Genomic DNA, 22,409 nt, shown 5'->3' on the forward strand with positions numbered 1-22,409 from the left:
CGGCGATGCCGCCAGTCACGCCTCGGAGACGGATACGGCCGGTCAAACCTATCACCCGGCCCGACCGCCCCGGCGCCGCGCCCGGACGCCGGATATGTCCTTCAATGTCCACTTTGTACCCGGCAGTTCACGGGCGACCGGCGTGACCAGGCATGATGACACGCATGGGTGAACGGGCGCGGGCACGGGCCGCGGTGGCGTTGGGGCGGTGGGTCGAACCCCGCGAGGTGTTCGCGCAGGGCAAGGCGCTGCGGGAGAAGGTCGGCCACGCCGAGCACCGCACCGCGCACCTGGCCACCGACCGGCCGACGGTCCCCGACTACGTCGACGCCAGCAGCCGCGGCCGCGTCCCCGACCTCGTCCCGCTGCGCGTCGGCCGCATGCTCGCCTCGCCTTTCGCGTTCTTCCGCGGCAGCGCGGGCCTGATGGCCGCCGACCTGGCCGGGTCGCCGAACAACGGGCTGGAGGCGCAGCTGTGCGGCGACGCGCACGCCGCCAACTTCGGCCTCTACGGCACGCCCGACGGCCAGATCGTCATGGACATCAACGACTTCGACGAGACCGTCCCCGGCCCGTGGGAGTGGGACCTCAAGCGCCTGACCACCAGCGTCGTGCTGGCCGGGCGCGAGGGCGGGGTGTCGGAGAAGGGGTGCCGCGAGGCCGCGGAGGACGTGGTCAAGTCCTACCGCCGCACCCTCGACCACCTGGCGGACCAGCCGTTCCTCGACTCGTGGGGCGCCCTCGGCGACGAGTCGGTGCTGACGAAGGTCTCCGCCCAGGCCCTCTTCGACGACTTCGCCAAGGCGGCCAAGAAGGCGCGGAAGAACACGAGCGCGCGGGTCGCCGCCAAGTGGACCCAGCGCGACGAGGACGAGAAGTGGCGGTTCGTCACCGACCCGCCGGTGCTGACCTCGGTGACCGACCAGGTCGCCGACGCGGTGGTCGACGCCCTCCCCGCCTACGTCGACACCCTCCGCGAGTCCCGGCGAAACCTGATCATGCGCTACAGCGTCTCCGACGTGGCCTTCCGCGTGGTCGGCACGGGCAGCGTCGGCCTGCGCAACTACCTGGTCCTGCTGCACGGCAACGGCGACGAGGCCTTGGTCCTGCAGGTCAAGGAGGCCCAGCAGTCGGCGCTGGCCCCCCACCTCGGCCACGGCCCCGCCAAGCACGAGGGCAAGCGCATCGTCCACGGCGCCCGGCTGGTGCAGGCCGAGACGGACATCCTCCTGGGCTGGACCACGGTCGAGGGGCGGCACTACATCGTCCGCCAGTTCCGAAACCGCAAAGGCGAGATCGACCCCACCACCCTCGAACGCGACCACCTCGATGACTACGGCCGCTTCGCGGGAGCCCTGCTCGCCCGGGCCCACACCCGCTCCGTCGACCCCCGCCTCCTCTCCGGCTACTGCGGCGAAGACCTCGACGAACCCTTCGCCGACTACGCGGTGGCCTACGCCGACCAGACCGAACGCGACCACGAAGCCCTGGCCGCCGCCGTCAAGTCCGGCCGCCTCCCGGCCTTGATCGAGGACTGACCCGCCGCCACGTGCTCGACGCCTTCTGATTCCACCCTTTCGAGGGACAGGAGATATCCACAGGCAAGATCGAACCCGCCCATTTCACCTGGTCAAACCGGTAAAATGGGCCTGGGGGACGCCCCCTGGGTGGGTGGGCCATGTGTTGGGGCGGTCAAGGCGGAGCAGTGGGTCGGGGGACATCGGGGTCGGGGCAAGGGTGGGGTTGGGACCAGACGGCCGAGGAACGGTGAGCGGTTCCAGCTTGCTTGTTTCCCAAGCAGTCCAGGCGTCTTGGCGGCCTCGTTGACCGGCGGACGGCCGAGCGGCTACGGGGAGCTGTGATCGGCGCGGTTGGTCTGGGAGCGGCGGGCCTGGTGTTCCGGTTCCAGCTTGTTCTTCGCTCACGAGGTCGGTCCGGCCTGGCGGCATCGCCGACGGATGGGTGTGCTGTTCGGTGCTGTTCCAGCATGTTCCCTCGTCGCGCGGCTTTCCGCTCCGGCGGAGTCGCCGACCGGCGGGTGCGTTGTTGGTCCAGTCCTGCCGCCGCTGGGAGCGGCGAGCTTGGGATCGGGGATCAGCGCGCTCGGGAAGCAGTAGGCGGTTAGTAGCGGGGACGGGCGTTCCGGTTCCAGGTCGTTCCCTCCTCGTGCACGGTCGGTCTGCCCCGAAGGCGCGGTCGACGGATGGGTGCGTTGGGCGCGCGAGTTGGGAGGGGACTGGCACGCTCGGAAAGCAGCTGGTCGGGGTGGTGAGGGAACGGCGAGTCAGGTGTTCGGTGCCAGCTTCTAGTCGCCTCGGCAGCGGACGCGCGCGGTGGGATCGGCGGTCGGGAAGCACGGAGGGGCTGGCGGGCTGGGTATTCCGGTTCTGGTCCGCGGGTGCGCTGGCCGGGCTCGGGGCGGTGGTAAGTGGGAGGTGGTCCGGTCGGAGCAGTGGCTGTGACAGTCTCCTCCCGTGGCCACTGACCACCGGAAACGAACAGGTGCGCACTACACACCCCAGGAGTTGGCGGGGTTCCTCGCTGATCGTGCGTTGCGTGGGCTCTCCGGGCCGCTGCGGGTTCTCGACCCGGCTTGTGGTGATGGGGAGCTGCTCGTTGCCGTGGCCAAGGCCCATCCCGACGCTGTCCTGACCGGTCTCGACCTCGACGGCCAAGCCGTGGCGGCGGCCCGGGAGCGGCTGCCCGGGGCCGACATCCGCCAGGCCGACTTCATCGAGGCGGACGAGTCGCTGCCGCATGCCTCCTTCGACCTGGTCATCACCAACCCGCCCTACGTGCGGACGCAGGTGCTCGGTGCGGCGGCCGCGGCACGGTTGGCGGCGCGGTTCGGGTTGAAGGGGCGGATCGACCTCACCCACCCCTTCGTCGCGATGGCGCCCGATCTCCTGCGGCCCGGTGGTGTGCTCGCGCTCCTCTGCTCCAACCGCTTCCTCACCACCCGCGCGGGGGTCAATGTTCGGGGATTGCTCTCCGAGCGGTTGGCTGTTCGCGAGGTGTTCGACCTCGGTGACACGCGGTTGTTCGAGGCCGCCGTGTTGCCCGCCATCGTGGTGGCGGTGAAGGGGGCGCAGGGGGTGGCGCGGTTCGCGAGTGCTTACGAGGTTCCGCAAGAGGCTCCCGAAGGTGATCTCTACGCCGCGCTCACCGGTCAAGACGACACTGTGGTCCGCTTCGGGGCGCGCACCTTCGCCGTCTCCGTCGGCACGCTGGCCCGTGGCGCCCCTGAGCAGCCGTGGCGCCTCACGAACCCGGACCGGGACCGCCGCCACGCGCACGTCAGGAGTCGGACGTGGCGCACTCTCGGTGAGCTTGCCCGGATCCGGGTCGGCATCAAGACCACCGCCGACCCCGTCTTCATCGGCGACCGCTGGGACACCCTCCCGCCTGAGCACTCACCCGAGCCCGAGCTGCTCCGCCCCCTGCTCACCCACCACGACGTGCGCGCCTGGCTCCCGCCCCGACCGCCGCGGACGCAGGTGCTCTACCCCTACCTCGACCTTCCCACCCGCACGGTCGTCGACCTCTCCGCCCACCCCCGCGCCGCCGCCTACCTCGGGTTGCACCGGGCCCGCCTGGAGGGCAGGCGCTACCTGCGCGCGGCCGGGCGGGAGTGGTTCGAGATCTGGGTGCCGCAGCGGCCGTCGATGTGGCGGGAGCCGAAGATCGTGTTCCCGGACATCAGCCCCGAGCCGCGGTTCACCGTCGACCGCAGCGGGGCCGTGGTCAACGGGGACTGCTACTGGATCAGCGTCCCCGAGCTGGTCGCCCCTGGCGTGACCTGCGACGACCTGGCCAACCTCGTCGTCGGCGTGGCCAACTCCGCCTTCGGGGCCCGCTTCTACGACGAGGTCTGCGGCAACCGCCTCTACGCGGGGCGCAGGCGGTGGATTACCCAGTACGTCGGGCTCCTGCCGCTGCCCGACCCCACCACCGCCGCCGCGCGGGAGGTCATCGAGGCGGTCGGGTCGCTCACCGCCGGTGACCACGGGCAGTTGCCGCGGCTCGAACGGGCTGTGCGGGCGGCGTTCGGGGAGCTCTAGCCTGGGCCGGTGGAACCGACCTTCTTCGCCGAGCCCGGCGCGTTGCGGGCGTGGTTCGACGCGAACCACGCGACCGCGGCCGAGCTGTGGGTCGGGTTCCGCCGCAAGCGCACCGGGCTGCCGAGCGTCAGCTGGTCGGAGGCCGTGGACCAGGCGCTGTGCTTCGGGTGGATCGACGGGGTGCGCAAGGGGGTCGACGACACCGCGTACATGATCCGGTTCACCCGGCGGAAGACCGGCAGCATCTGGAGTTCGGTGAACATCGCCAAGGTCGCCGACCTGACCGCGCGCGGGTTGATGCTGCCGGAGGGGTTGGCCGCGTTCGAGGCGCGGCGGGTCGACCGGTCGGAGGTGTACTCGCACGAGCAGGCCGTAGTGGCGTTCACCGACGAGCAGGAAGCCGAGTTCCGCGCCCACCCCGACGCTTGGGCGTTCTTCGAGCGGCAGCCGCCGGGCTACCGCAAGACGGCCACCTGGCGGGTGATCAGCGCGAAGCGGGACGACACCCGGCGGCGCAGGCTGGCCACGCTGATCGAGGCGAGCGCGGCCGGTCTCCGGATCGAGTGACCCCTGATCAGGTGAGTGGTTTGAGCACGCCCTCGTAGCTCGGCGACGTGTCCTGGCTGATCTCCTTGGCGATCCGGGAGATCTCGCTGCGCGCGTTGAAGTAGCCGCGGATGGTGCCCATCCACCGCTCCGAGGACCCGCCCGCCTCGCCCTCGGCGCTGTCGCCGGTCTCCGCGATCAGCGTCCACGGCCTGCGGACCGCCCACCTGGCCGGGAAGAACAGGCCGAGCAGGACCAGGAGCACGATTAACCAGCCCGGCACGACCACGTCCACGGGCATCCACGACACCAGCGCCACGATCAGCACGGTGATCAGCACGAGCATCACCACACCCGGCACGTAGCCCGCGGCGACGTCGTGCTCGAAGTCGTCCTCGGTCGCTGGGGTACGCCACTCGAGCGTGCCCTGCACGGTCCACAGACGGCCGTTCACGTCGCGTACCTGACGCGTCATCTCCTGCCCTCCGGCGCGGTGGCACACACCCTGGCGCTGACAACACCGAGAGACAACGTTACCGCCTCACTGCTGCGCCCAACGGGTGAAATGCCCGACCTGCTGACGGGGTCGATTCTCGCACCGGTCGAGTGACTTGATCAACTACCTGCGGCGGTGACCGCCGTTGATGTTGACCGTGCCACGCTGCCCGTCGTCCCACCCGCGCGCGTTGTGCGAGCGCGTGGTCGCCTTCCGCGTAGTGGTCACCTTGGTCTGTTGCGCCGAGTTGACCCTCGTGGTCACCGTGGTCTCGGTGTACACGTAGTAGTTGTTGTACAGCTCCCACTGCTTGTCCGTGTAGGAGCTTGTCGAGATCACGGGCAGGGACTCGTCGTACTGGCCGTAGCCGTAGTAGCCCGCGTCGTTGTAGCTGGGGTCGTAGTACCCGGCGTCGTTGTAGCTCGGGTCGTACATGCCGTCGTCGTAGGTGTTTTCGCGCTGTAGGCCTGAGGGCTGCCGCGGCGGTTGTTGTTGCTGCTGGTGCTGCTGCTGCTGCGTCAGCGGCTTCGTGTTCCCGGCCGGGGGCTGCTGCACCTGGTTCTGCTGCGTAGTGGTGCGCGGCGCGCCCACAACCTGGCTCGCGGCGGCCTGCGTAGGCGGCGGCTGCTGCTTCTGTGTGGCGGGCTTCTGCGCCTCCGCGGCGGGAGGCGGCGTCGCGGGCGTGGCGACGTTGTTGCCGCCCGGCGCGGGCTGGGTGGTCGACTGCGGCGGACCCTCGGCCTGCGGCCGCGTGGGCCGCGTCGACGACCCGCTCGGCGGCGCCACGCCACCCGCCGCGGACGGGTCGGGACCGAGCACCAACTCGGTCGGACCCGTGCCCTCGAAGTCGCTGTACGCCACCGAGTCGCCGCCGGTACCCCACGGCACCACGGCCAACCCGAACACACCGACGGCGGCCGCCGACGTCGCCGCCAAGGTCACCTGGACCTTCGCGCTCGACAACAGGCCCTTCACCGCGCCGAGACCCGCCGCCGACCCCGAGGTCGCCACGTTGATCTGCTGCCACAGCGCCACCCCGGCCACCGGGGCCGCCAGGTAGGCCGCGTGCGCACGCAGACCCGAGCACACGTCCTGCAGCTCCGCCTGCATCGACGTGCACTCCGGGCACACCGACAGGTGCGCCCGCACCTTGCGCCGCTCCGTGCCCTTGATGCTGCCCGCCGTGTAGGCGCCCAGCTTCTCCAACACCGAACGGCACCCGGTCGACCCGCGGTCCACGGTCAGGTGCGCCTGCAGGTAGGCCGCGCGCAGACCCTGCCGGGCCCGCCGCGCCAACGCCGCCGTCGCGTTCGGGCTCAACCCGAAGTTGCCCGCCACCACCGCGGGCCGCTCACCCTCGACCTCGACCTTCCACAGCACACTGCGCCACCGCTCCGGCAGGCTGGTGAACGCCCGCGTGATGAGGGTCCGCTCGGTCGACTGACCGGTGTTGTCCGGCCCCGCCCCCACCCGGTGGCTCAACTCCTCGTCGCTGACCGGGACGTCGCGCTTGCGCGCGTTCCACTCCCAGGCCACCCGACGGGTCACGATCAGCAGGTAGCCGCGGACGTTGTCCACCGGCCCCGCGCCCCGGCGCACCGCCTGCAACACGCGGAAGAACGCCTCCGCGGCCAGGTCCTCCGCCTCTGCCCGGTCGTTGACCAGGCCCATGGCCAACCGACGCACCGCGTCGGAGTGCCGGGAGAACAGCTCGCCGAACGCGGCGTCCTCGCCCGAACGCAGGCGCTGCAACAGCGCGAGGTCTTCGCAGGCGGCAGCCGACGCATCGGCGTCGTCGGCGTCCCGACGCCCGCCCGCAGCAGGCCGGTGAGTCCCGGTCATCCGGCCCGGTACCTCCTCCTGGCCGTCGTGACAGTGTTGAACAAGATGCCACACGGCGTTGTCTTACGGTCCATAAACGTGAATAACGTTAAGAGGACCCCGGCACCTGTACTAGACCGTCTAGAGGCCTGCGGTTGGCCCATCGGCAGCCCTTCGGAGTAGGAGAGACGCGGGAGCAGACCCTACTGCGCAGCCCCCCGGAGGCCTAGGCTATAGTTCACGACGCACCGGGAAACCGGAGCAAGCGGATGTAGCGCAGTTGGTAGCGCATCACCTTGCCAAGGTGAGGGTCGCGAGTTCGAGTCTCGTCATCCGCTCGGGCGATGGGCGACCCATGCTTGCGGAGAGCGCAAGCCGGGTCGCCCTTCATCATGTTGGGGGGCCGAGCCCCCCAAACCCCCCACGGTGCGAGCTTCTTGCGTGGGCAGGTGGGGAGCGGTGGGTGGTGACCAGCGACCGGGACCAGCGGCCGGAACGGACGGGTTGGCGTTGGTACTTCCGGAACGGATGGGTTGGGGCTGGCGCCTCCGGATCGGACGGGTTGGCGTTGGTGCTCCCGGATCGGATGGGATCGCGGGGGGTCTTCGGGGTGGCTGCCCGTTGCTGAAGGTTGGCTTGGCCGGTTAGGCGAACGTTTCCTCGACCATGAACCCCACAGGATCGGTTGATCTTGTGGGGTTGTTGTGTCTTGAGGGTTTGGCTTGTGGTTGTTCGATCATCTTCGGGTTCGCGGGTTCTCCGTGTGGGTCTTTGTCGGCTGGGCGCTGATTGGGCGGGCGTGTGGGCTTCGGGGTGGCCGGTTAGACGGAGGGGGCCTCGGGTTTTGCTGGGGAAGATCAGGGGGTCCTAGTTTTTCGGGGGTGGTTTGGGGGGTGTTGATGACTACTATCTGCCGACTTGTGGTTCCGTTGCTTAGTGGGCTGGTGGTGTGAAGATTTCTTGCGGGTTGGTGGGATTGGGTGGTTGGGGGGCGAGATGGGGTTACTTTGGGTGATTGGTAAAAGTGGGAATTTGTGGTTGGGGAGTGGGGTGTTGTTCTTCTACGGGTGTAGATTTATGTGATGGATTTGGTTGTGGTGTGGGGAGATCTTGTGGTTTGTAGTGGGGGTGGGGGGGTTGATCATTGGGTTTGGGGGGTGTTGAGGGGTGGGGTGTTGGTTCTTGGGGTGGGGGTGGTGATTGCGGTGGGTGATTTTTGGGTGCTGCGGGTGTGAATGAGGGTGGGGGTGGGGGGTGATTGCAAGTGGTGCGTGCAATGTGTTACAGAGATTGTGGGGGGTTGGGAATGGGTGGGAGGGATTTCTTGGGGTGGTTGGGTGGGTGCGGGGAGTGAGGGGGAGTAAGAGGGGGTGGGGGAGAGGGAGTGAGGGGTAAGGGGTAAGAGGTAAGGGGGTGGGAATAGTGGAGGTGGGAATGACAAAGGGGGGTGGGTGGGGGAGAATGAGGGGGTGCCGGAGTTGCCTGAGGTGGAGGCCCTTGCTCATCACTTGCGTGAGCACGCTGTGGGGCGGGTTGTGGCGCGGGTTGATGTGGCGTCGTTGAGTGTGTTGAAGACGGCCAGTCCGCCGTGGACCGCGTTGCACGGGCGGGAGGTGACCGGGGTTGGGCGGTTCGGCAAGTACCTCGACCTTGATGTTGGGGGGATTCACCTGGTCACGCACTTGGCGCGGGCCGGGTGGTTGAGGTGGGCGGACAGCATGTCGGCGGTGCCGCCCAAGCCGGGGAAGGGGCCGTTGGCGCTGCGGGTGCATCTCGGGGCGCCTGGGGAGGGCCCTGGGTTTGATCTTACTGAGGCCGGTACGAAAAAGGGGTTGGCGGTTTGGATCACTGAGGATCCGATGCTTATTGAGCAGATCGCCACTCTTGGGCCTGATGCGCTTGCGTTGACGCGGGATGAATTCGGGGCGTTGTTGGGTGGGCGTACCGAGCGGTTGAAGACCTTGTTGACCAGTCAGCGGGTGATCGCGGGGATTGGGAACGCTTACTCGGACGAGATCATGCATGTGGCTCGGTTGTCGCCGTATGCGGCGCCGGGGCGGCTGGATGAGGAGTCGGTTGATCGGCTGTACGAAGCGGTGCGGTCGGTGTTGGGGGATGCGGTGGAGCGGTCTGTGGGGCAGGCGGCTGCGCGGTTGAAGGGGGAGAAGAGGTCGGGGTTGCGGGTGCACGCGCGGACCGGCTTGCCGTGTCCGGTTTGTGGGGACACGGTGCGGGAGGTGTCGCTCGCCGACAAGTCGTTCCAGTACTGCGCGACGTGCCAGACCGGGGGGAAGCCGCTGGCGGATCGGCGGATGTCGAGGCTGCTCAAGTGACGGAGCGGGTACCTTGGGGCGGTCTTGTCACACCTGCTGGTGAAACGGGAGCATTGCCAAGGTGAGTTGGTTGACCGAGCGAGCGGTGGTGGGGATCCTCGCCACGCTTGTTGTGCTCGGGTTGTTCGCGGTGTTGTGTCGGCCGCGGAAGTCGGCGTCGGTGCACGATGCCGTGCTGGACACGGTCAAGCGGCTGTCGAGGGCCGCGCCGGAGTTGCGCAACGGGTTGACCGAGCAAGCCGCTGACCAGGCGACCACCGAGTTGCGGCAGATGCTCAAGTGCGTGGCTGTTGGCATCTCGGATGCGCAGGGGCGGCTGTTGTCGTGGGATGGCGCGGCCAACGAGCACTACGACGACCTGGCCGAGTCGATCGTCGACTCGGTTCGGCACGGGCACCGGGCGCACATCCAGCACGAGAACCTGCAGTGCAGGCGGCGGGGTAGTTGTCCGATGCGCACCGCGGTGATCGTGCCGCTGATCATCGACGGGCAGGTCGAGGGCGCGCTGGTCGTGGTCGGTGGGGTGGACGGCAAGCGGTTGCTGCGGGCCACCGACGAGGTGGCGCACTTCCTGTGCATCCAGCTCGAGCTGGCCAAGCTCGACGAGTCGAAGCAGCAGCTGGCGCGGGCGGAGACGCGGGCCCTGCGGGCGCAGATCTCGCCGCACTTCATCTACAACACGCTCAACACGATCTCGTCGTTGATCCGCACGGACCCCGAGCAGTCGCGTGAGCTGCTGCAGGACTTCGCCGCCTTCACGCGGTACTCGTTCCGCACGTCCGGGTTGTTCGCGACGTTGGCCGACGAGCTGAGCAACATCGACCGGTACCTGACCATCGAGTGCGCGCGGTACGGCGAGCGGCTCAGCGTGCGGTTGCGGATCGCACCCGAGGTGCAGTCGGTGGTGGTGCCGTTCCTGGTGTTGCAGCCGCTGGTGGAGAACGCGGTGCGGCACGGGATCGCGAAGAAGCCCGGTGGGGGCACGGTCAGCGTGTTCGCGCACGACAACGGCAACGAGGCTTTGATCACCGTCGAGGACGACGGTGTGGGGATGGACGCCGATCGGCTGTTCGAGGACCTGCGGGACGCGCACAAGACCGGGTCGCACGTCGGTGTCGGCAACATCAACCACCGGATGCGGCAGGTCTTCGGCGACGACTACGCGTTGATGGTCGAGACCGCTCCCGGGGCGGGCATGAAGATCACGCTGCGGGTGCCCAAGTACTTCCCCGGGGTGCGCCCCGACCTGCCCGACTTCTCCGTCGACGACGTCGAGGAGGACGAGGAAGTGGTGGGCGGTCCCACCGGGCCGAAGAGCGCGGCCTAGCGCGGGGCGCCAGTGCGCTCCGCGGCGCAACGCCGCTGATCAGGCGGTGCGAACACACGCCGTTCTCAGGCCCGCGCACGTAGTGTTGCGCGTTATGAGCGTGACCGAGAAGCTGGCGTCCCGACTGCCCCGCATCGGCGACCGCGGCGACCGCGCGCCGGTGGTTGCGGTGGTCAAGCTGCACGGCCTGATCACCCCGACGCCGTCGCCGGTGGCCCGGGGCGCGATCAACCTCAACACCGTGGAGTCGGCGTTGACCAGGGCCTTCGACCACGACCGGCTGGTCGCGGTGGCGCTGGCGATCAACTCCCCGGGCGGCGCGCCGACCCAGTCCTCGCTGGTCGCCGAGCGGATCCGCGAGCTGGCCGCGAAGAAGAGCGTGCCGGTGCTGGCCTTCTGCGAGGACGTCGCGGCCTCCGGCGGCTACCTGCTGGCCTGCGCGGGCGACGAGATCCACGCGCACCCGTCGTCGCTGGTCGGGTCGATCGGCGTGGTCTCCTCCGGGTTCGGCCTGGCCGGGCTGCTGGAGCGCTTCGGCGTGGAGCGGCGCGTGCACACCGCGGGCACCCGCAAGGTCCGGCTCGACCCGTTCCAGCCGGAGAAGCCCGAGGACGTGGCCTGGCTGTCCACCCAGCTCGACGAGCTGCACGAGCAGTTCGCCGACTGGGTGCGCGAGCGCCGCGGCGACAAGCTCAAGGGCGGTGCCGAGGACCTGTTCTCCGGCGAGATCTGGACCGGCGCCAAGGCGCACGAGCTCGGCCTCGTCGACGGCCTGGGCAGCCTGCGCTCGGTGGTGGGCGAGCGGTACCCGGACGCGGAGATCGCCGTCGCCGAGCCGCGCCGCCCGCTGCTGGCCCGACTCGGCCTCGGCGGCCCGCCCGGGTTCGCCATGTCCACATCGGACAAGCTGTTCGCGCTGCTGGAGGCGGCGGAGAACCGGGCGGCCTGGTCGCGCTTCGGGCTCTAGCGGCCAGCGCGATCCCGGCACGTGGGGCGACCGGGGGTGCGCCGGGGGTGAGCGCCCTGTCACAATCGCGCGGTATACGTCACCCTGTGGTGGGTGTCCGGCCGACCCACAACCGTCGGCAGGCGCGCACCCGCACCGCCCCGACCGATCGGCAAAGATTGCGCCAACCGTGAGTACAGCGAACAACACCCCTGGCCTCGTCGTCCTCGCCGTCGACGACGAGAAGGCCGGTATGGACGTGCTCGTCGAACGGCTCAACGGCAACCGGCACGTGCGCCGGGTCCTCACCGCGTTCGACGCGACCGAGGCGCTGCTGCAGCTCTCCGGTGACGACCCCGAGTTGGCGGGCCGCAAGGACCAGGGCCTGTCGGTGGTCGACGCGGTGTTCGCCGACCTGGACATGCCCGGGCTCACCGGCATGGAGCTGGCCAAGGTGCTGGCCGGGTTCAAACCCGCGCCGGTGCTGGTCTTCGTCACCGCGCACAGCCACGAGGCGGTGGCCGCCTTCGAGCTCGGCGCGGTCGACTACCTGCTCAAACCGGCCGAGCAGCCGCGGATGGACAAGGCCGTGGAGCGGGTGCTGGCCAAGATCCACCAGAACGGCGGCGGCACCCAGGCGTCGGTGCCCGAGCAGCGCGACGACGAGGTCATCCCGGTCGAACTCGCGGGTACCACCAAGCTGGTCTCGCGGGCCTCGGTGCGCTGGGTCGAGGCGCAGGGCGACTACGCCCGGCTCTACACCTCCGACGGTTCGCACCTGGTGCGCATCCCGCTCGCGCAGCTGGAGGAGCGCTGGGAGAAGGCCGGGTTCGTGCGCATCCACCGCTCCTACCTGGTGCCGATCTCACTGATCACCGAGCTGCGCATGGGCGGCTCCGGCTACTCCGTGGTCATCGGGCACGAGGAGAAGGTGCTGCCGGTCAGCAGGCGGCACACCCGCGAGCTCAAGGACCGGCTGGTGCGGGGCGGCGGGGCGTGACGAAGAACCCGGCGGGCGCGCCCGGGGACCTCCCGCAGTCGAGGCCGCGCCGCAAGAAGGTGATCCTCGCCGACTCGCGGGCACCGGTCACCGTCCTGCGCACGGTGGTCGAGCTGGAGGAGCAGACGAGCTGGGCCGAGGAGGTCGTGCGCTCGTTCATCCGGATCCAGTTCTGGACCTCGGTGCGGTTGGCGCTGGTGATCGGGGTGGCGTTCGGCGCCCTGCCGCTGGTGTTCTACCTGGTGCCCGACATGTCCGATGTGCGGGTGGCGGGTGTTTCGCTGCCGTGGTTGCTGCTGGGAGTCCTGCCGTTCCCCCTGTTGTTCGGCGTCGGCTATTGGTACAACGTGCTAGCCGAGGGCCACGAACGCGACTTCGTCGACATGGTCGAGAAGTAACGGGCCACCCGTTGTACGAGTGGGATCGGGCGAGTTGGAACTGAACCTGTGGGCCGTCGCGGCGATCCTGCTCGTCGGCCTGGCCACGTTCTCCCTCGGCTTCCGCAGCTCCCGGCAGGCCAGCACCACGCAGGACTTCCTGGTCGCGCGGCGCACGGTCCGGTCGCGGCGCAACGCGGCGGCGGTCTCCGGTGAGTACCTGTCCGCGGCGTCGTTCCTCGGTGTCGCGGGCCTGGTCTTCAAGGACGGCGCCGACGCGCTCTGGTACCCGATCGGTTTCACCGGCGGCTACCTCGCGCTGATGCTGTTCGTGGCCGCACCGCTGCGCCGCTCCGGCGCGTACACGCTGCCCGACTTCTGCGAGGCGCGGCTGGGCTCGCCCGGGTTGCGCCAGCTGTCGACGGCGTTCGTGGTGTTCATCGGCATCCTGTACCTGGTGCCGCAGTTCCAGGGCGCCGGGCTGACGGTGCACCAGATCCTGCCGTCGGTGCCGAGTTGGGTGGGCGCGGCGCTGGTCGCGGTGCTGGTGATCGTCAACGTGTTCGGCGGCGGCATGCGCGCGGTGACGGTCGTGCAGGCCTTCCAGTACTGGTTGAAGCTGTTCGCCATCGCCGCGCCGACGTTCGTGCTGTGCGTGATCTTCGTCGGGCAGGGCGGGGTCGCCGGGGTGGACCGGGCGGTCGGGCTGTCTGAGCCGCTGCCGCCGCGGTTCCCCGCCGACGCGACCGTGACCGTCGAGACCGATGTGCAGCTCCGCACGGAAGAAGGGCTGCTGCTGCGCGCGCGCGGCTGGGTGGACGGCGCGCCGGTCGACAGCATCGTGTACTGGGGCAAGGGGGTGCACGCCGTCGAAGAGGGCACCGAGCTGTGGTTCACCGCCGGGTCGCCGACGCCGGTCGTGGACCGCGCGCCGACGGACAACGCGAGCTGGCTGCGGCCGGTGAACGGGTCCGACGACCTGTTCACCACGTACTCGCTGATCATCGCGCTGTTCCTGGGCACGATGGGCCTGCCGCACGTGCTGGTCCGCTTCTACACCAACCCCGATGGGCGCGCGGCCCGCCGCACGACCCTGCACGTCCTGCTGCTGCTGGGGTTGTTCTACATCTTCCCCGTGCTGATCGGCGCCCTGTCCCGGATCTACGTGCCGGAGCTGCTGGTCAGCGGGCGCACGGACGCGGCGGTGCTGGCGCTGCCGATGAAGATCGCGCCGAACCTGACCGGGGAGATCCTGGGCGCGATCACGGCGGCGGGCGCGTTCGCGGCGTTCCTGTCGACGTCGTCGGGTCTGGTCGTGAGCGTCGCCGGGGTGTTGTCGACAGACGTGCTCAAAGGGCGGATCCGGGATTTCCGCTTCGGCGCGGCGTTGGCGGGCAGCGTGCCGTTGGCGTTGGCCTTGGTGCTGCGGCCCGGTGACATCTCGCTGACCGTGGGCCTGTCGTTCGCCCTGGCCGCGTCGACGTTCTGCCCGGTGCTGCTGCTGGGCATCTGGTGGCGCAAGATCACCTGGGTCGGCGCGGTGGCGGGGATGCTGGTCGGCGGCGTGCTGGTGCTGGTGTCACTGGTAATCACGACGGTCAGCGGGTACACGGGCAACTGGGCACCGGAGTTCCTCCAGCAGCCCGCCTTGGTGACGGTGCCCGTGGCGTTCCTCGTTGTTGTTGTGACGAGCAAAGCCACCCAGGGCCGCATCCCGCCGGACACCAACCGGATCCGCATGCGCATGCACGCCCCGGACCGCCTCGGCTTCATCCGCGACCGCGACATCGCCCGCTTCGGCACCGCCGAGGAGCGCACCCGGTTGGCGAACGGTCGCCACCGGCGCTAGCGGGCGGCGGTCGCGGGGCGTTCGGCCCGGGCGGCCTCCGGCGCGCCTTGGACGCGGATCACGCGCAGCAGCCGAACCGACGAGGGTTCGATCGGGGCCAACAGGGTGGTCAGCCGGGTGACGACGCGGGCGGTGAGCACCGCGACGGCCGCGGCGGCGAGGTCGGTGGCCGCGGACAGCAGCACACCGTCGGCCTGGGCCTGCACGGAATCGCGGAAGCGCCAGGCGATGGTCACCGCGCACAGCACGCCCGCGCCCGCCCAGGTGATCCACCACGACTTCAGCAGCGCCGACGGCCGCGGGCGCTGCTCGGCGGAGCGGCGCAGCACCGCGTGCTCCAACTCGGCCAGGACGGCACCGGGCACGACCAGGTTGACGCCGGGGATGAGCAGCCCGGGCAGCAGGTGCCAGTCCGGCCGCGCGGGCAGGTACCCGGCGGACTCGGTGGCCACCCGGCGCGCGGACCCGATCCACCACAGGCAGGTGGCCGCGGCGATCAACCCACCGGCCAGGGACAACACCGAGCCGGTGACGACCAGGCTGTCCGAGATCTGCACGGCGTCCCGCGACAACGCGCCGGTGCGGCTGGCCAGCAGCAGCCCGTACCGCCAGATCTCCGCACCCGCCGCGATCCCGGCGACGACCGCCACCACCCACAGCGCGGACACGGCCAACCGGGCCCGGCTCCGCACCCGCTCGACCGGCGGTTCTGCGGGCCCACCCGCGACCGAGGTCGGCCTGCGCCACGCGAGCGCCGGGAAACCCCAGCGCGGCGGTGTGCGGTAGGCGGGCGGACCGAGGTAGGGCAGCCGGAAACCGTGCGCCGGGGTCGGATCCGCCCCCGGCGGCGGGGTCGCCACCCACTCGAACCGCTGGCCCGGGTACACGGTCAGATGACCTGCGGGTCCGCGCCACCCTCGGCGACCACCTGGTGCCCGAGCGCGTCCCACGACTGCATGCCGCCGTCGACGTTGGTCGCGTCCCACCCGTTGGCGTTGAGGTACTGGGTCACCCGCGCGGAGCGCCCCCCGGACCGGCAGATGACATAGAGGTGCGCGTCCGGCGGCAGGTCGTCCAACCGCTCCGCCAACTCACCCATCGGGATGTGCAACGCCCCCGGCGCGTGCCCCGCGTTCCACTCGTCCGGTTCGCGCACGTCGAGCAGGGTCGCCCCGTTCGGCAGGTCGGGCACGGTCACGGTGGGCACGCTGTTGGGCATCACGCGTCGATGCTGCCACGAACCCCCGTAGCGCGCGGGTGAAGGGGCCGCACCCGGCGGCCACCCGGACGGCGACCTCGGCGGCGACTCGCCAAGTGCGTCGGTGCGCGGCCAAGGCGCTGGGGCACGCACCGCGCGGCCGGGGAGTACCACACCAAGGTGTTTACTCCGGGTGTCCCACTCCCAATACTTAACAAGTATTGGGAGGTTTCCTATATTGCCCGGCGTGGTCATGCGAGAGTAATCGCAATGCTCATTCTTGAGATGTCGATCACACCCGCTTGGTCGCTACCCGATAGAAGCCCCCGTCTATAGGCTCCTTTTTGGCGCAACTGGGGGCGCGTGAAAAGCATGTGCGAGGCTGGCGGTCGCCAGCCCTGCAGTCTTTCTGTGCCTAACCCTGTTTCGTTGCTTTGTCAACCTAAAATTGGGGACGGTAATGGCAAAGTTCAACCCTGTTAGGTATTTCATGATCGCGGCGGCGGCGGTGGGTCTGACCATCGGAACCGCAACGGCGGCGTCGGCCTCGCTCTACATTTGCGACCCGGGCGAGGTGTGCCTCTACGAGGGGTCGTACCAGGGTGGAGGCGGCGCGTTCACGACCCAGACCGCCCTCACTCCGTACACCTCCTACCAGTTCTTGAACAGCTCGGGTCTCTACGTGCCGGGCAACATCAATGACCGGGTCGGTTCCGCGTACAACAACGGAACGACCGGTGGGTACGACAAGGTCGAACTGTTCCGCGACACGAACTACACCGGTGGCCTGGTCGCGAGGTTCGCCCCGGGGCTGTGGCGGAACAACCTGCCGACCTTCCAGGACGCGGGTGTCAGTTCGCACAACTGGGCGAAGTAGTTTCAAGTCGCCATGGTAAGGTCAATGCATTTGTGAGCTTTGGTTCTGCGTTTGCAAGGTCGGCAAGGTCGCAGTGGTGAACGTGCGTGGAGTGCGGCAACCCGGGTTGTCGCACTCCACGTCCCTGGGATGACGTGCAACTGTTCTGGAGGAATCGTGCGGCGGGCGGTCTTGGCACTATCGACGTGCCTTCTTGTGGTTTCCGGTTGCAGCGGCACCGACGGCAGTGCCACGAACCAGGGCAACCTTGGGCCGGAGCCCGCGCTCGGGCCGGGCGCTGATATCAATGACAAGCAGTTCCTGGACCTCCCGCTGGACTTCTACCAGCCGACGCGCGAACAGAACGACCTCATTGTCAAGGCGCAGTTGGTGTTGGTCAACAAGTGCATGGCGCGGTTCGGGTTCGAACCGATCCCGTCGACCACCGAGGACACGCCGCGGATGACGGATGCCCGCTACGGGATCAACGTCGCGGCCGAAGTGCAGCAGTACGGCTACCACCGGGTACCCGAACAGGTCCACAAATCCTCGGGTGGGAAGAAACCGTCCGAGGCGGAGCAGAACATCCTGACCGGTCGGGGGCAATCGGTCCACAACGGGGTCCCGGTGCCTCCTGGTGGTTGCCTCGCCGAGGCCCGGTCGACGATGTCCGGCGTCAAAACCGATGCCGAATCGTATGATGAGAACGTCGCGATCGGGCTCAAGGGCGAGTCCATGGACCGGCTGCGCTCGGACTCCCGAGTGCGTGCGGCCTATGCCAAGTGGACCGAGTGCATGAAACAGTCGGGATTTGATTACCGCGACCCCTGGGCCGCCAACAACGACAGCCAGTGGACCGGCGAATCGGCGAACAAGGAAGAGGTTCGAACGGCGCTCGCCGACCTCGCGTGCCGCAGGCAGGCCGATGTGAACAACGTGAGCTACGCGGTCGACACCGCTTACCAGAAGCAGAGCATCGAGAAGAACGCCGAAGTGCTGCGCGCACAGCGTGCCCTGCTGGAGAACGTCCTGCGCAAGGCAGGCGAGATAGTCGGTGGATAGGGCGATGACGCCGCGCGTGACCGGGACTGGTGGATGACTAGCGTGAACTCAAGACGACGCCGCTTGCTCGCGGTGATCGCCGTCGGCGCGGCGGCAAGTCTCCTCGTGGTCGGCTTCTTCGCGGGTCGGTGGTTCAAATCGCCCGCGCAGGCCGCCCTGGAGGTGGCCCCACCGCCTGAAACGGAACTCACCGCGCCGATCGAGTACCGGGTTCTCCAGGCGACCATCGTCACCCGCGGTGAGGTCGGTGCCAGCGTGGAACTGGGTTTCACCCCGATGAGCGGTGGCGCGACCGCCGCGCAGCCGGTCGTGACCGGTGTGCGGGTGAAGCCCGGTGAGGAGATCGGTGCCGGGCAGGTCGTGATGGAGGTTTCCGGCAGACCGGTCCTCACGTTGCCGGGCGTTGTCCCGGCCTACCGGGACTTGCGGCCGGGCAGTCGGGGCAAGGACGTGGCCCAGCTCAACTCCGCGTTGGTCGGTCTCGGATTCGGACCCACCTCGGCGGGCGAACTGTTCGGGCCGGAGACGAAATCCGCCGTGCAACGGCTTTACGACTCCATCGGGTACCCACCTGCCACAACGGGAGAGTCGGACCAACTGGCGGTCAAGGCGGCCGAGAAGAACGTCACCGCCCTGGAAGACGCCCTCGCCGACCTGCAGGTCGCGGAACCCGGACCGGATGCCGACGGGCTCCAGAAGAAGATCTCGCGCGCCAAGCGGGACCTCAGCGGCGCGCGGTCCGAACTGGCCGAACTCCGCGCCAAGAGCGGGGCCATGCTCCCGCTGTCTGAGTTCCTCTTCGTGCCCAACTACCCGGCGCGGGTGCTGGCCGTACCTTCCCTGGCCGGGGGACCCACCGAGCAGGGTGGAGGGGGCGAGCCGGGCAAGGCGCAAACCGCGGGACTGCGGATCTCCGCGGGCGAGCTCACCGTCACCGCGAAGATCAACTCGTCCGACGGCAGGCGCATCGGTGTCGACCAGCCGGTCGAGGTGTTCTCCGAGGTGCTCGGGAAGTCGTTCACCGGCAAAGTCCTGTCCGTCGGGGAGTTGACCCCCGATGCCGGAGTCCCCCCTTACTACCCGGTGGTGGTGAGACCGGACTCCCCGCTGGAGAGCAAGCTCTCCGGGCAGAACGTGCGCCTGACCTTCACCGGGGCGCCCACACCCGCCAAGGTGTTCGTCGTCCCGATCTCGGCGCTGTTCTCCAAGGCGGACGGCAGCGTCAACATCGTGCGACGTCTGCCGGACGGTCGCCGGGACACGATCGCGGTCACCCCGGGGACGAACGCGAACGGCCTGGTCTCGGTCGAGGCGCTGTCGGCGAAGCTCAACGAGGGGGACCGGGTGCTGATCTCGTCGGCGAACCTGTCCGACACCACCGGACCCCCGCGGTGACCCGGCCCGGCGCGGTCCAGGTTGCCGCGCAGCCGGTGATGGCGCTGCGCGGGTGCGGCCTCACGTACCCGGGTGAGACACCCGTGCACGCTGTCCGCCCTGTCGACCTCGTCATCAACCAGGGCGACCACGTCGCGATCATCGGACCGTCGGGGTCGGGCAAGTCGACTCTGCTGAACATCCTGGGACTGCTGGACCGCCCGACCGAGGGAACCTACGAGCTGACCGGTATAGCCACCGGTGAGCTCTCCGATGTCGCGCGCGCCGGGCTCCGCTCACGGAAGCTGGGTTTCGTCTTCCAGGCGTTCCACCTCATCGCGCACCGCACCGCCGAGGAGAACGTGATGCTGGGACTGCTCTACGGCGGCACCCCTCGACGACTGCGGCGCGGCATCGCTCGCGAAGCGCTGGCGCGGGTGGGGCTCAGCCACCGCGTGGACGCGGTTCCCGCGCGGATGTCCGGTGGCGAGCGCCAGCGGGTGGCGATCGCCCGCGCGCTGGCGGTCCGCCCAGCCCTCCTGCTCTGCGACGAACCGACTGGGAACCTGGATTCGGCCAACGCGGGAGCTGTCCTCAGCCTGGTCGGTGACCTGAACGCCGATGGCATGACGATCGTCACCGTCACGCACGACACGGCGGTCGCCCGGCGGGCCGGTCGCACACTGACCATGCGGGACGGGCACCTGACGGAGTCGGGTCGCCCGCAGGACACGTGGTTGGGAACGGGACATGGGATTCCGTCGTAGCACGCGTGGCGATCGACCACCCACCTTCACCTTTGCCGACCTCCTCGATGAAGCGATCTCCGGAATAGTGCAGCGGCCGAGCAGAACCGCGCTGACCGCGTTGGGCATCGTGCTCGGCGTGGGCACCCTGGTGGCGGTGCTCGGCTTGACGACCACGACGGCGAACCAGATCTCCCAGCGGTTCAACGTGCTGTCGGCGACCGAGGTGCTGGTCAAGGCCCCGGAGGACACCGGAGGCGACGATGGCGCGGGCAGCTCCCGCAGCCTGCTCCCCGAGGACGCCGACGACCGCGCCATGGGCATCCTCGGTGTCGTGAACGCCGGGACGTTCCGGACCGTTCCCGCCGACTTCGTCGGCAAGATCAGCAACACCTCGGTCGACCCCGGGGGCTACCAGGACATCGATGTCGTCGCCGCGACCGCGGGCTTCTTCGACGCCGTGCACCCCACCGAGGTCCAGGGGCGGGTGTTCGACCGGGGGATGCAGGAGCGCGCGGATCGGGTGGTCGTGCTCGGGGTCAATGCGGCTCGTCGACTCGGGATCTCGAACCTCGATCGCGGGCCCGCGATCTTGCTCGGCGGGGTGCCCGCCACCGTCATCGGGATCCTCGGTGACACCGAGCGCAGACCCGAGGTGCTGTCCGCCATCCTGATCCCGATGAGCACGGCGGGCGACCTGTGGCCGACACCCGCCGGTGTGGCGGCCAACGAGCAGATGCTGGTCGACACCAAGATGGGCGCGGCTCCCGTCGTGGCGCGCCAGGTCGCGTTCGCGCTCCGCCCGGACAACCCCTCCGCGCTGAGCGTCACCGCGCCCCCCGACCCGCACGCCCTGCACGACAACGTCGCGGGTGACCTGGGCCAACTCTTCATGATCCTCGCGCTGGTGTGCCTCGTCATCGGTGGGCTCGGCATCGCGAACACGATGCTGGTGTCGGTGCTGGAGCGCACCCCCGAAGTCGGGCTGCGGCGGGCGCTCGGTGCGCACCGCAAGCACATAGCCCTGCAATTCCTCACGGAGAGCGGGATCGTGGGCACGATCGGTGGACTCATCGGCGCTTCGGTCGGCGCCGTGACCGTCACCGTCGTGTCCGTCACCCAGGGTTGGACGCCGGTGATCCAGCCCTGGGCGTTCCTCCCGGCACCGGTTGTGGGAACCCTGATCGGGCTGGCTGCGGGCACGTACCCCGCATTGCGGGCTACCCGCATCGAACCCGTCGAAGCGTTCCGCCGCTAAGCGACCTGGAGCCGTTTGAGACCTCGGATGACGAACTCCGGGCGGCGTTTCGGCGCGGTGGTCAGGTGGAGGTCGGGGAGGTGGGTGGTGAGGGCGCGGAGGGTGGCGGCGACCTCGACGCGGGCCAGCGGCGCGCCGACGCAGTAGTGGATGCCCGCGCCGAAGCCGAGGTGGTTGTTGGGGGTCCGGGTGATGTCGAGGGTGTCGGGGTTCGGGAAGACCTCGGGGTCCCGCGCGGCGGCGCCGAGGAGGGCGGCGATCTTGGTGCCGGGTCGGACGACCGTCCCCGCGATCTCGACCTCGGTGGTGGCGGTCCGCTCGAACAGCTGGAGTGGTGCGTCGTAGCGGACCAGTTCCTCCACGGCGGTGGGGAGCAGATCCGGGTTGGCCACCAAGAGGTCCCACTGGTCGCGGTTGCGCATCAGGGCCAACACGCCGTTGGCGATGACGTTCACGGTCGCCTCGTGGCCCGCCATCAGCAGCAGCACGCAGGTGGCGACCAGTTCGTCCCCGGTGAGCCGGTCCGAGCCGTCGCGGACGGCGACCAGGTCGCTGATCAGGTCGACGCCCGGCTCGGCCGCTCGGCGCGTCGCCAGGTCCTGGAGGTACTCGGTGAACTCGGCGGACGCCTGCTCGGCCGCCACCGCCTGGGCGAGCGGCAGGTCGTACTCGTACATCTTCACGATCGCGTTCGACCAGGGGCGCAGCTGCTGGCGATCCGCCTGGGGAACCCCCAGCAGTTCCCCGATCACCTCGACCGGCAGCGGTCCCGCGACCATGCCCAGCAGGTCGGCCGAGCCGTCCGCCGCGATCCGGTCGGCCAGCCCGCGCACCACCGTGTCCGCCAGTGCCTCCACTCGGGACCGCAACCGTTCCGTGTGGCCCCGGCCGAACGCCGCCGACACCAGCCTGCGGAGGCGGGTGTGCTTCGGGGGTTCGTTCTCCAGCAGGGAATCCCGGTGCAGCTGGTTGAACGCGGGGAACACCAGGCCGCGGTCCGTCCAGACGCGACCCAGCCCGCGGTCGCGCAGGACCGCCGAGCAGGCCGCGTGGGAGACCGCCACCGGGAGGCCCAACTCCTCGTGCCAGTGCACCTCGCCCGCCGCCCGCATGGCCGCGAAGGTCGGGTACGGGTCGGCGATGAACCCCGGGTCCGCTG

General features: G+C 69.4%; 19 protein-coding genes and 1 tRNA gene. 15 read left to right on the forward strand and 5 right to left on the reverse strand.

What is annotated here, in order from left to right; translation table 11 throughout:
- The first annotated feature begins 164 nt into the window (after positions 1 to 164).
- From V5P93_RS00350 to V5P93_RS00360, 3 genes are all read left to right on the forward strand, one after another.
- The gene (locus V5P93_RS00350) at positions 165 to 1,538 is read left to right on the forward strand and encodes a DUF2252 domain-containing protein (protein ID WP_219823979.1); all 1,374 of its coding nucleotides are present in this window, start codon (positions 165 to 167) and stop codon (positions 1,536 to 1,538) included.
- Between the two features lie 936 nt (positions 1,539 to 2,474).
- The gene (locus V5P93_RS00355; RefSeq protein WP_104479413.1) at positions 2,475 to 4,061 is read left to right on the forward strand and encodes an Eco57I restriction-modification methylase domain-containing protein; all 1,587 of its coding nucleotides are present in this window, start codon (positions 2,475 to 2,477) and stop codon (positions 4,059 to 4,061) included.
- A gap of 9 nt (positions 4,062 to 4,070) precedes the next feature.
- Entirely contained in the window at positions 4,071 to 4,628 is a 558-nt protein-coding gene (locus V5P93_RS00360) for a YdeI family protein (protein WP_104479414.1), read from the forward strand.
- A 7-nt stretch (positions 4,629 to 4,635) separates the two neighbouring features.
- On the opposite strand, the gene V5P93_RS00365 is transcribed toward V5P93_RS00360, so the two are convergent.
- Positions 4,636 to 5,082, reverse strand: a complete 447-nt coding sequence (locus tag V5P93_RS00365; protein WP_181043497.1) for a DUF983 domain-containing protein — start codon at positions 5,080 to 5,082, stop codon at positions 4,636 to 4,638.
- 144 nt (positions 5,083 to 5,226) lie between these two features.
- A complete protein-coding gene (locus V5P93_RS00370) occupies positions 5,227 to 6,945 on the reverse strand; it encodes a sigma-70 family RNA polymerase sigma factor (RefSeq protein WP_181043498.1) in 1,719 nt (572 codons plus the stop codon).
- Positions 6,946 to 7,189: 244 nt separating this feature from the next.
- On the opposite strand from V5P93_RS00370, the gene V5P93_RS00375 reads away from it, so the two are divergent.
- The 7 genes from V5P93_RS00375 to V5P93_RS00405 all read left to right on the forward strand — a co-directional run bounded on the left by V5P93_RS00375 (position 7,190) and on the right by V5P93_RS00405 (position 14,756).
- A tRNA-Gly gene (locus tag V5P93_RS00375) sits at positions 7,190 to 7,262 on the forward strand.
- A gap of 1,131 nt (positions 7,263 to 8,393) precedes the next feature.
- A complete protein-coding gene (locus V5P93_RS00380) occupies positions 8,394 to 9,257 on the forward strand; it encodes a DNA-formamidopyrimidine glycosylase family protein (RefSeq protein WP_104483436.1) in 864 nt (287 codons plus the stop codon).
- Between the two features lie 70 nt (positions 9,258 to 9,327).
- Entirely contained in the window at positions 9,328 to 10,584 is a 1,257-nt protein-coding gene (locus V5P93_RS00385; protein WP_245931794.1) for a histidine kinase, read from the forward strand.
- Between the two features lie 94 nt (positions 10,585 to 10,678).
- Positions 10,679 to 11,551 (forward strand): S49 family peptidase, encoded by an 873-nt coding sequence (locus V5P93_RS00390; RefSeq protein WP_104483422.1) that lies wholly within the window; start codon positions 10,679 to 10,681, stop codon positions 11,549 to 11,551.
- 169 nt (positions 11,552 to 11,720) lie between these two features.
- Positions 11,721 to 12,530, forward strand: coding sequence for a LytTR family DNA-binding domain-containing protein (locus V5P93_RS00395; RefSeq protein ID WP_104483421.1), 810 nt, complete (start codon positions 11,721 to 11,723; stop codon positions 12,528 to 12,530).
- Positions 12,527 to 12,928, forward strand: coding sequence for a hypothetical protein (locus V5P93_RS00400; protein WP_104483420.1), 402 nt, complete (start codon positions 12,527 to 12,529; stop codon positions 12,926 to 12,928). The genes V5P93_RS00395 and V5P93_RS00400 overlap by 4 nt, the downstream gene beginning before the upstream one ends.
- 34 nt (positions 12,929 to 12,962) lie before the next feature.
- Positions 12,963 to 14,756 (forward strand): cation acetate symporter, encoded by a 1,794-nt coding sequence (locus V5P93_RS00405; protein WP_104483435.1) that lies wholly within the window; start codon positions 12,963 to 12,965, stop codon positions 14,754 to 14,756.
- On the opposite strand, the gene V5P93_RS00410 is transcribed toward V5P93_RS00405, so the two are convergent.
- A complete protein-coding gene (locus V5P93_RS00410) occupies positions 14,753 to 15,643 on the reverse strand; it encodes a DUF4328 domain-containing protein (RefSeq protein ID WP_104483419.1) in 891 nt (296 codons plus the stop codon). The genes V5P93_RS00405 and V5P93_RS00410 overlap by 4 nt on opposite strands.
- A gap of 2 nt (positions 15,644 to 15,645) precedes the next feature.
- Positions 15,646 to 15,975 (reverse strand): rhodanese-like domain-containing protein, encoded by a 330-nt coding sequence (locus tag V5P93_RS00415; protein ID WP_104483418.1) that lies wholly within the window; start codon positions 15,973 to 15,975, stop codon positions 15,646 to 15,648.
- 439 nt (positions 15,976 to 16,414) lie between these two features.
- Here V5P93_RS00415 and V5P93_RS00420 point away from each other — a divergent pair, with 439 nt between their 5' ends.
- From V5P93_RS00420 to V5P93_RS00440, 5 genes are all read left to right on the forward strand, one after another.
- Positions 16,415 to 16,831 (forward strand): peptidase inhibitor family I36 protein, encoded by a 417-nt coding sequence (locus tag V5P93_RS00420; protein WP_104483417.1) that lies wholly within the window; start codon positions 16,415 to 16,417, stop codon positions 16,829 to 16,831.
- Positions 16,832 to 16,987: 156 nt separating this feature from the next.
- On the forward strand, positions 16,988 to 17,872 hold the full coding sequence (locus V5P93_RS00425) for a hypothetical protein (RefSeq protein ID WP_146108399.1): 885 nt from the start codon (positions 16,988 to 16,990) through the stop codon (positions 17,870 to 17,872).
- Between the two features lie 42 nt (positions 17,873 to 17,914).
- The gene (locus V5P93_RS00430; RefSeq protein ID WP_146108398.1) at positions 17,915 to 19,267 is read left to right on the forward strand and encodes a peptidoglycan-binding protein; all 1,353 of its coding nucleotides are present in this window, start codon (positions 17,915 to 17,917) and stop codon (positions 19,265 to 19,267) included.
- Positions 19,264 to 20,013, forward strand: a complete 750-nt coding sequence (locus V5P93_RS00435; RefSeq protein WP_281261704.1) for an ABC transporter ATP-binding protein — start codon at positions 19,264 to 19,266, stop codon at positions 20,011 to 20,013. Before V5P93_RS00430 ends, V5P93_RS00435 begins: the two co-directional genes overlap by 4 nt.
- A gap of 67 nt (positions 20,014 to 20,080) precedes the next feature.
- Positions 20,081 to 21,250 (forward strand): ABC transporter permease, encoded by a 1,170-nt coding sequence (locus tag V5P93_RS00440; RefSeq protein WP_219824204.1) that lies wholly within the window; start codon positions 20,081 to 20,083, stop codon positions 21,248 to 21,250.
- On the opposite strand, the gene V5P93_RS00445 is transcribed toward V5P93_RS00440, so the two are convergent.
- Positions 21,247 to 22,362, reverse strand: coding sequence for a cytochrome P450 (locus V5P93_RS00445; RefSeq protein WP_104483433.1), 1,116 nt, complete (start codon positions 22,360 to 22,362; stop codon positions 21,247 to 21,249). The genes V5P93_RS00440 and V5P93_RS00445 overlap by 4 nt on opposite strands.
- Between the last annotated feature and the right edge of the window lie 47 nt (positions 22,363 to 22,409).

The organism is Actinokineospora auranticolor, assembly GCF_041897805.1.
GTDB classification, from domain to species: domain Bacteria; phylum Actinomycetota; class Actinomycetes; order Mycobacteriales; family Pseudonocardiaceae; genus Actinokineospora; species Actinokineospora auranticolor.

Bases quoted from the DNA above. Each gene is read 5' to 3' on its own strand.
- V5P93_RS00420 (WP_104483417.1), top strand. From the start codon at position 16,415: ATGGCAAAGTTCAACCCTGTTAGGTATTTCATGATCGCGGCGGCGGCG.
- V5P93_RS00445 (WP_104483433.1), bottom strand. From the start codon at position 22,362: ATGCGGGCGGCGGGCGAGGTGCACTGGCACGAGGAGTTGGGCCTCCCG.
- V5P93_RS00350 (WP_219823979.1), top strand. From the start codon at position 165: ATGGGTGAACGGGCGCGGGCACGGGCCGCGGTGGCGTTGGGGCGGTGG.
- V5P93_RS00370 (WP_181043498.1), bottom strand. From the start codon at position 6,945: ATGACCGGGACTCACCGGCCTGCTGCGGGCGGGCGTCGGGACGCCGAC.
- V5P93_RS00390 (WP_104483422.1), top strand. From the start codon at position 10,679: ATGAGCGTGACCGAGAAGCTGGCGTCCCGACTGCCCCGCATCGGCGAC.
- V5P93_RS00415 (WP_104483418.1), bottom strand. From the start codon at position 15,975: ATGCCCAACAGCGTGCCCACCGTGACCGTGCCCGACCTGCCGAACGGG.
- V5P93_RS00365 (WP_181043497.1), bottom strand. From the start codon at position 5,082: ATGACGCGTCAGGTACGCGACGTGAACGGCCGTCTGTGGACCGTGCAG.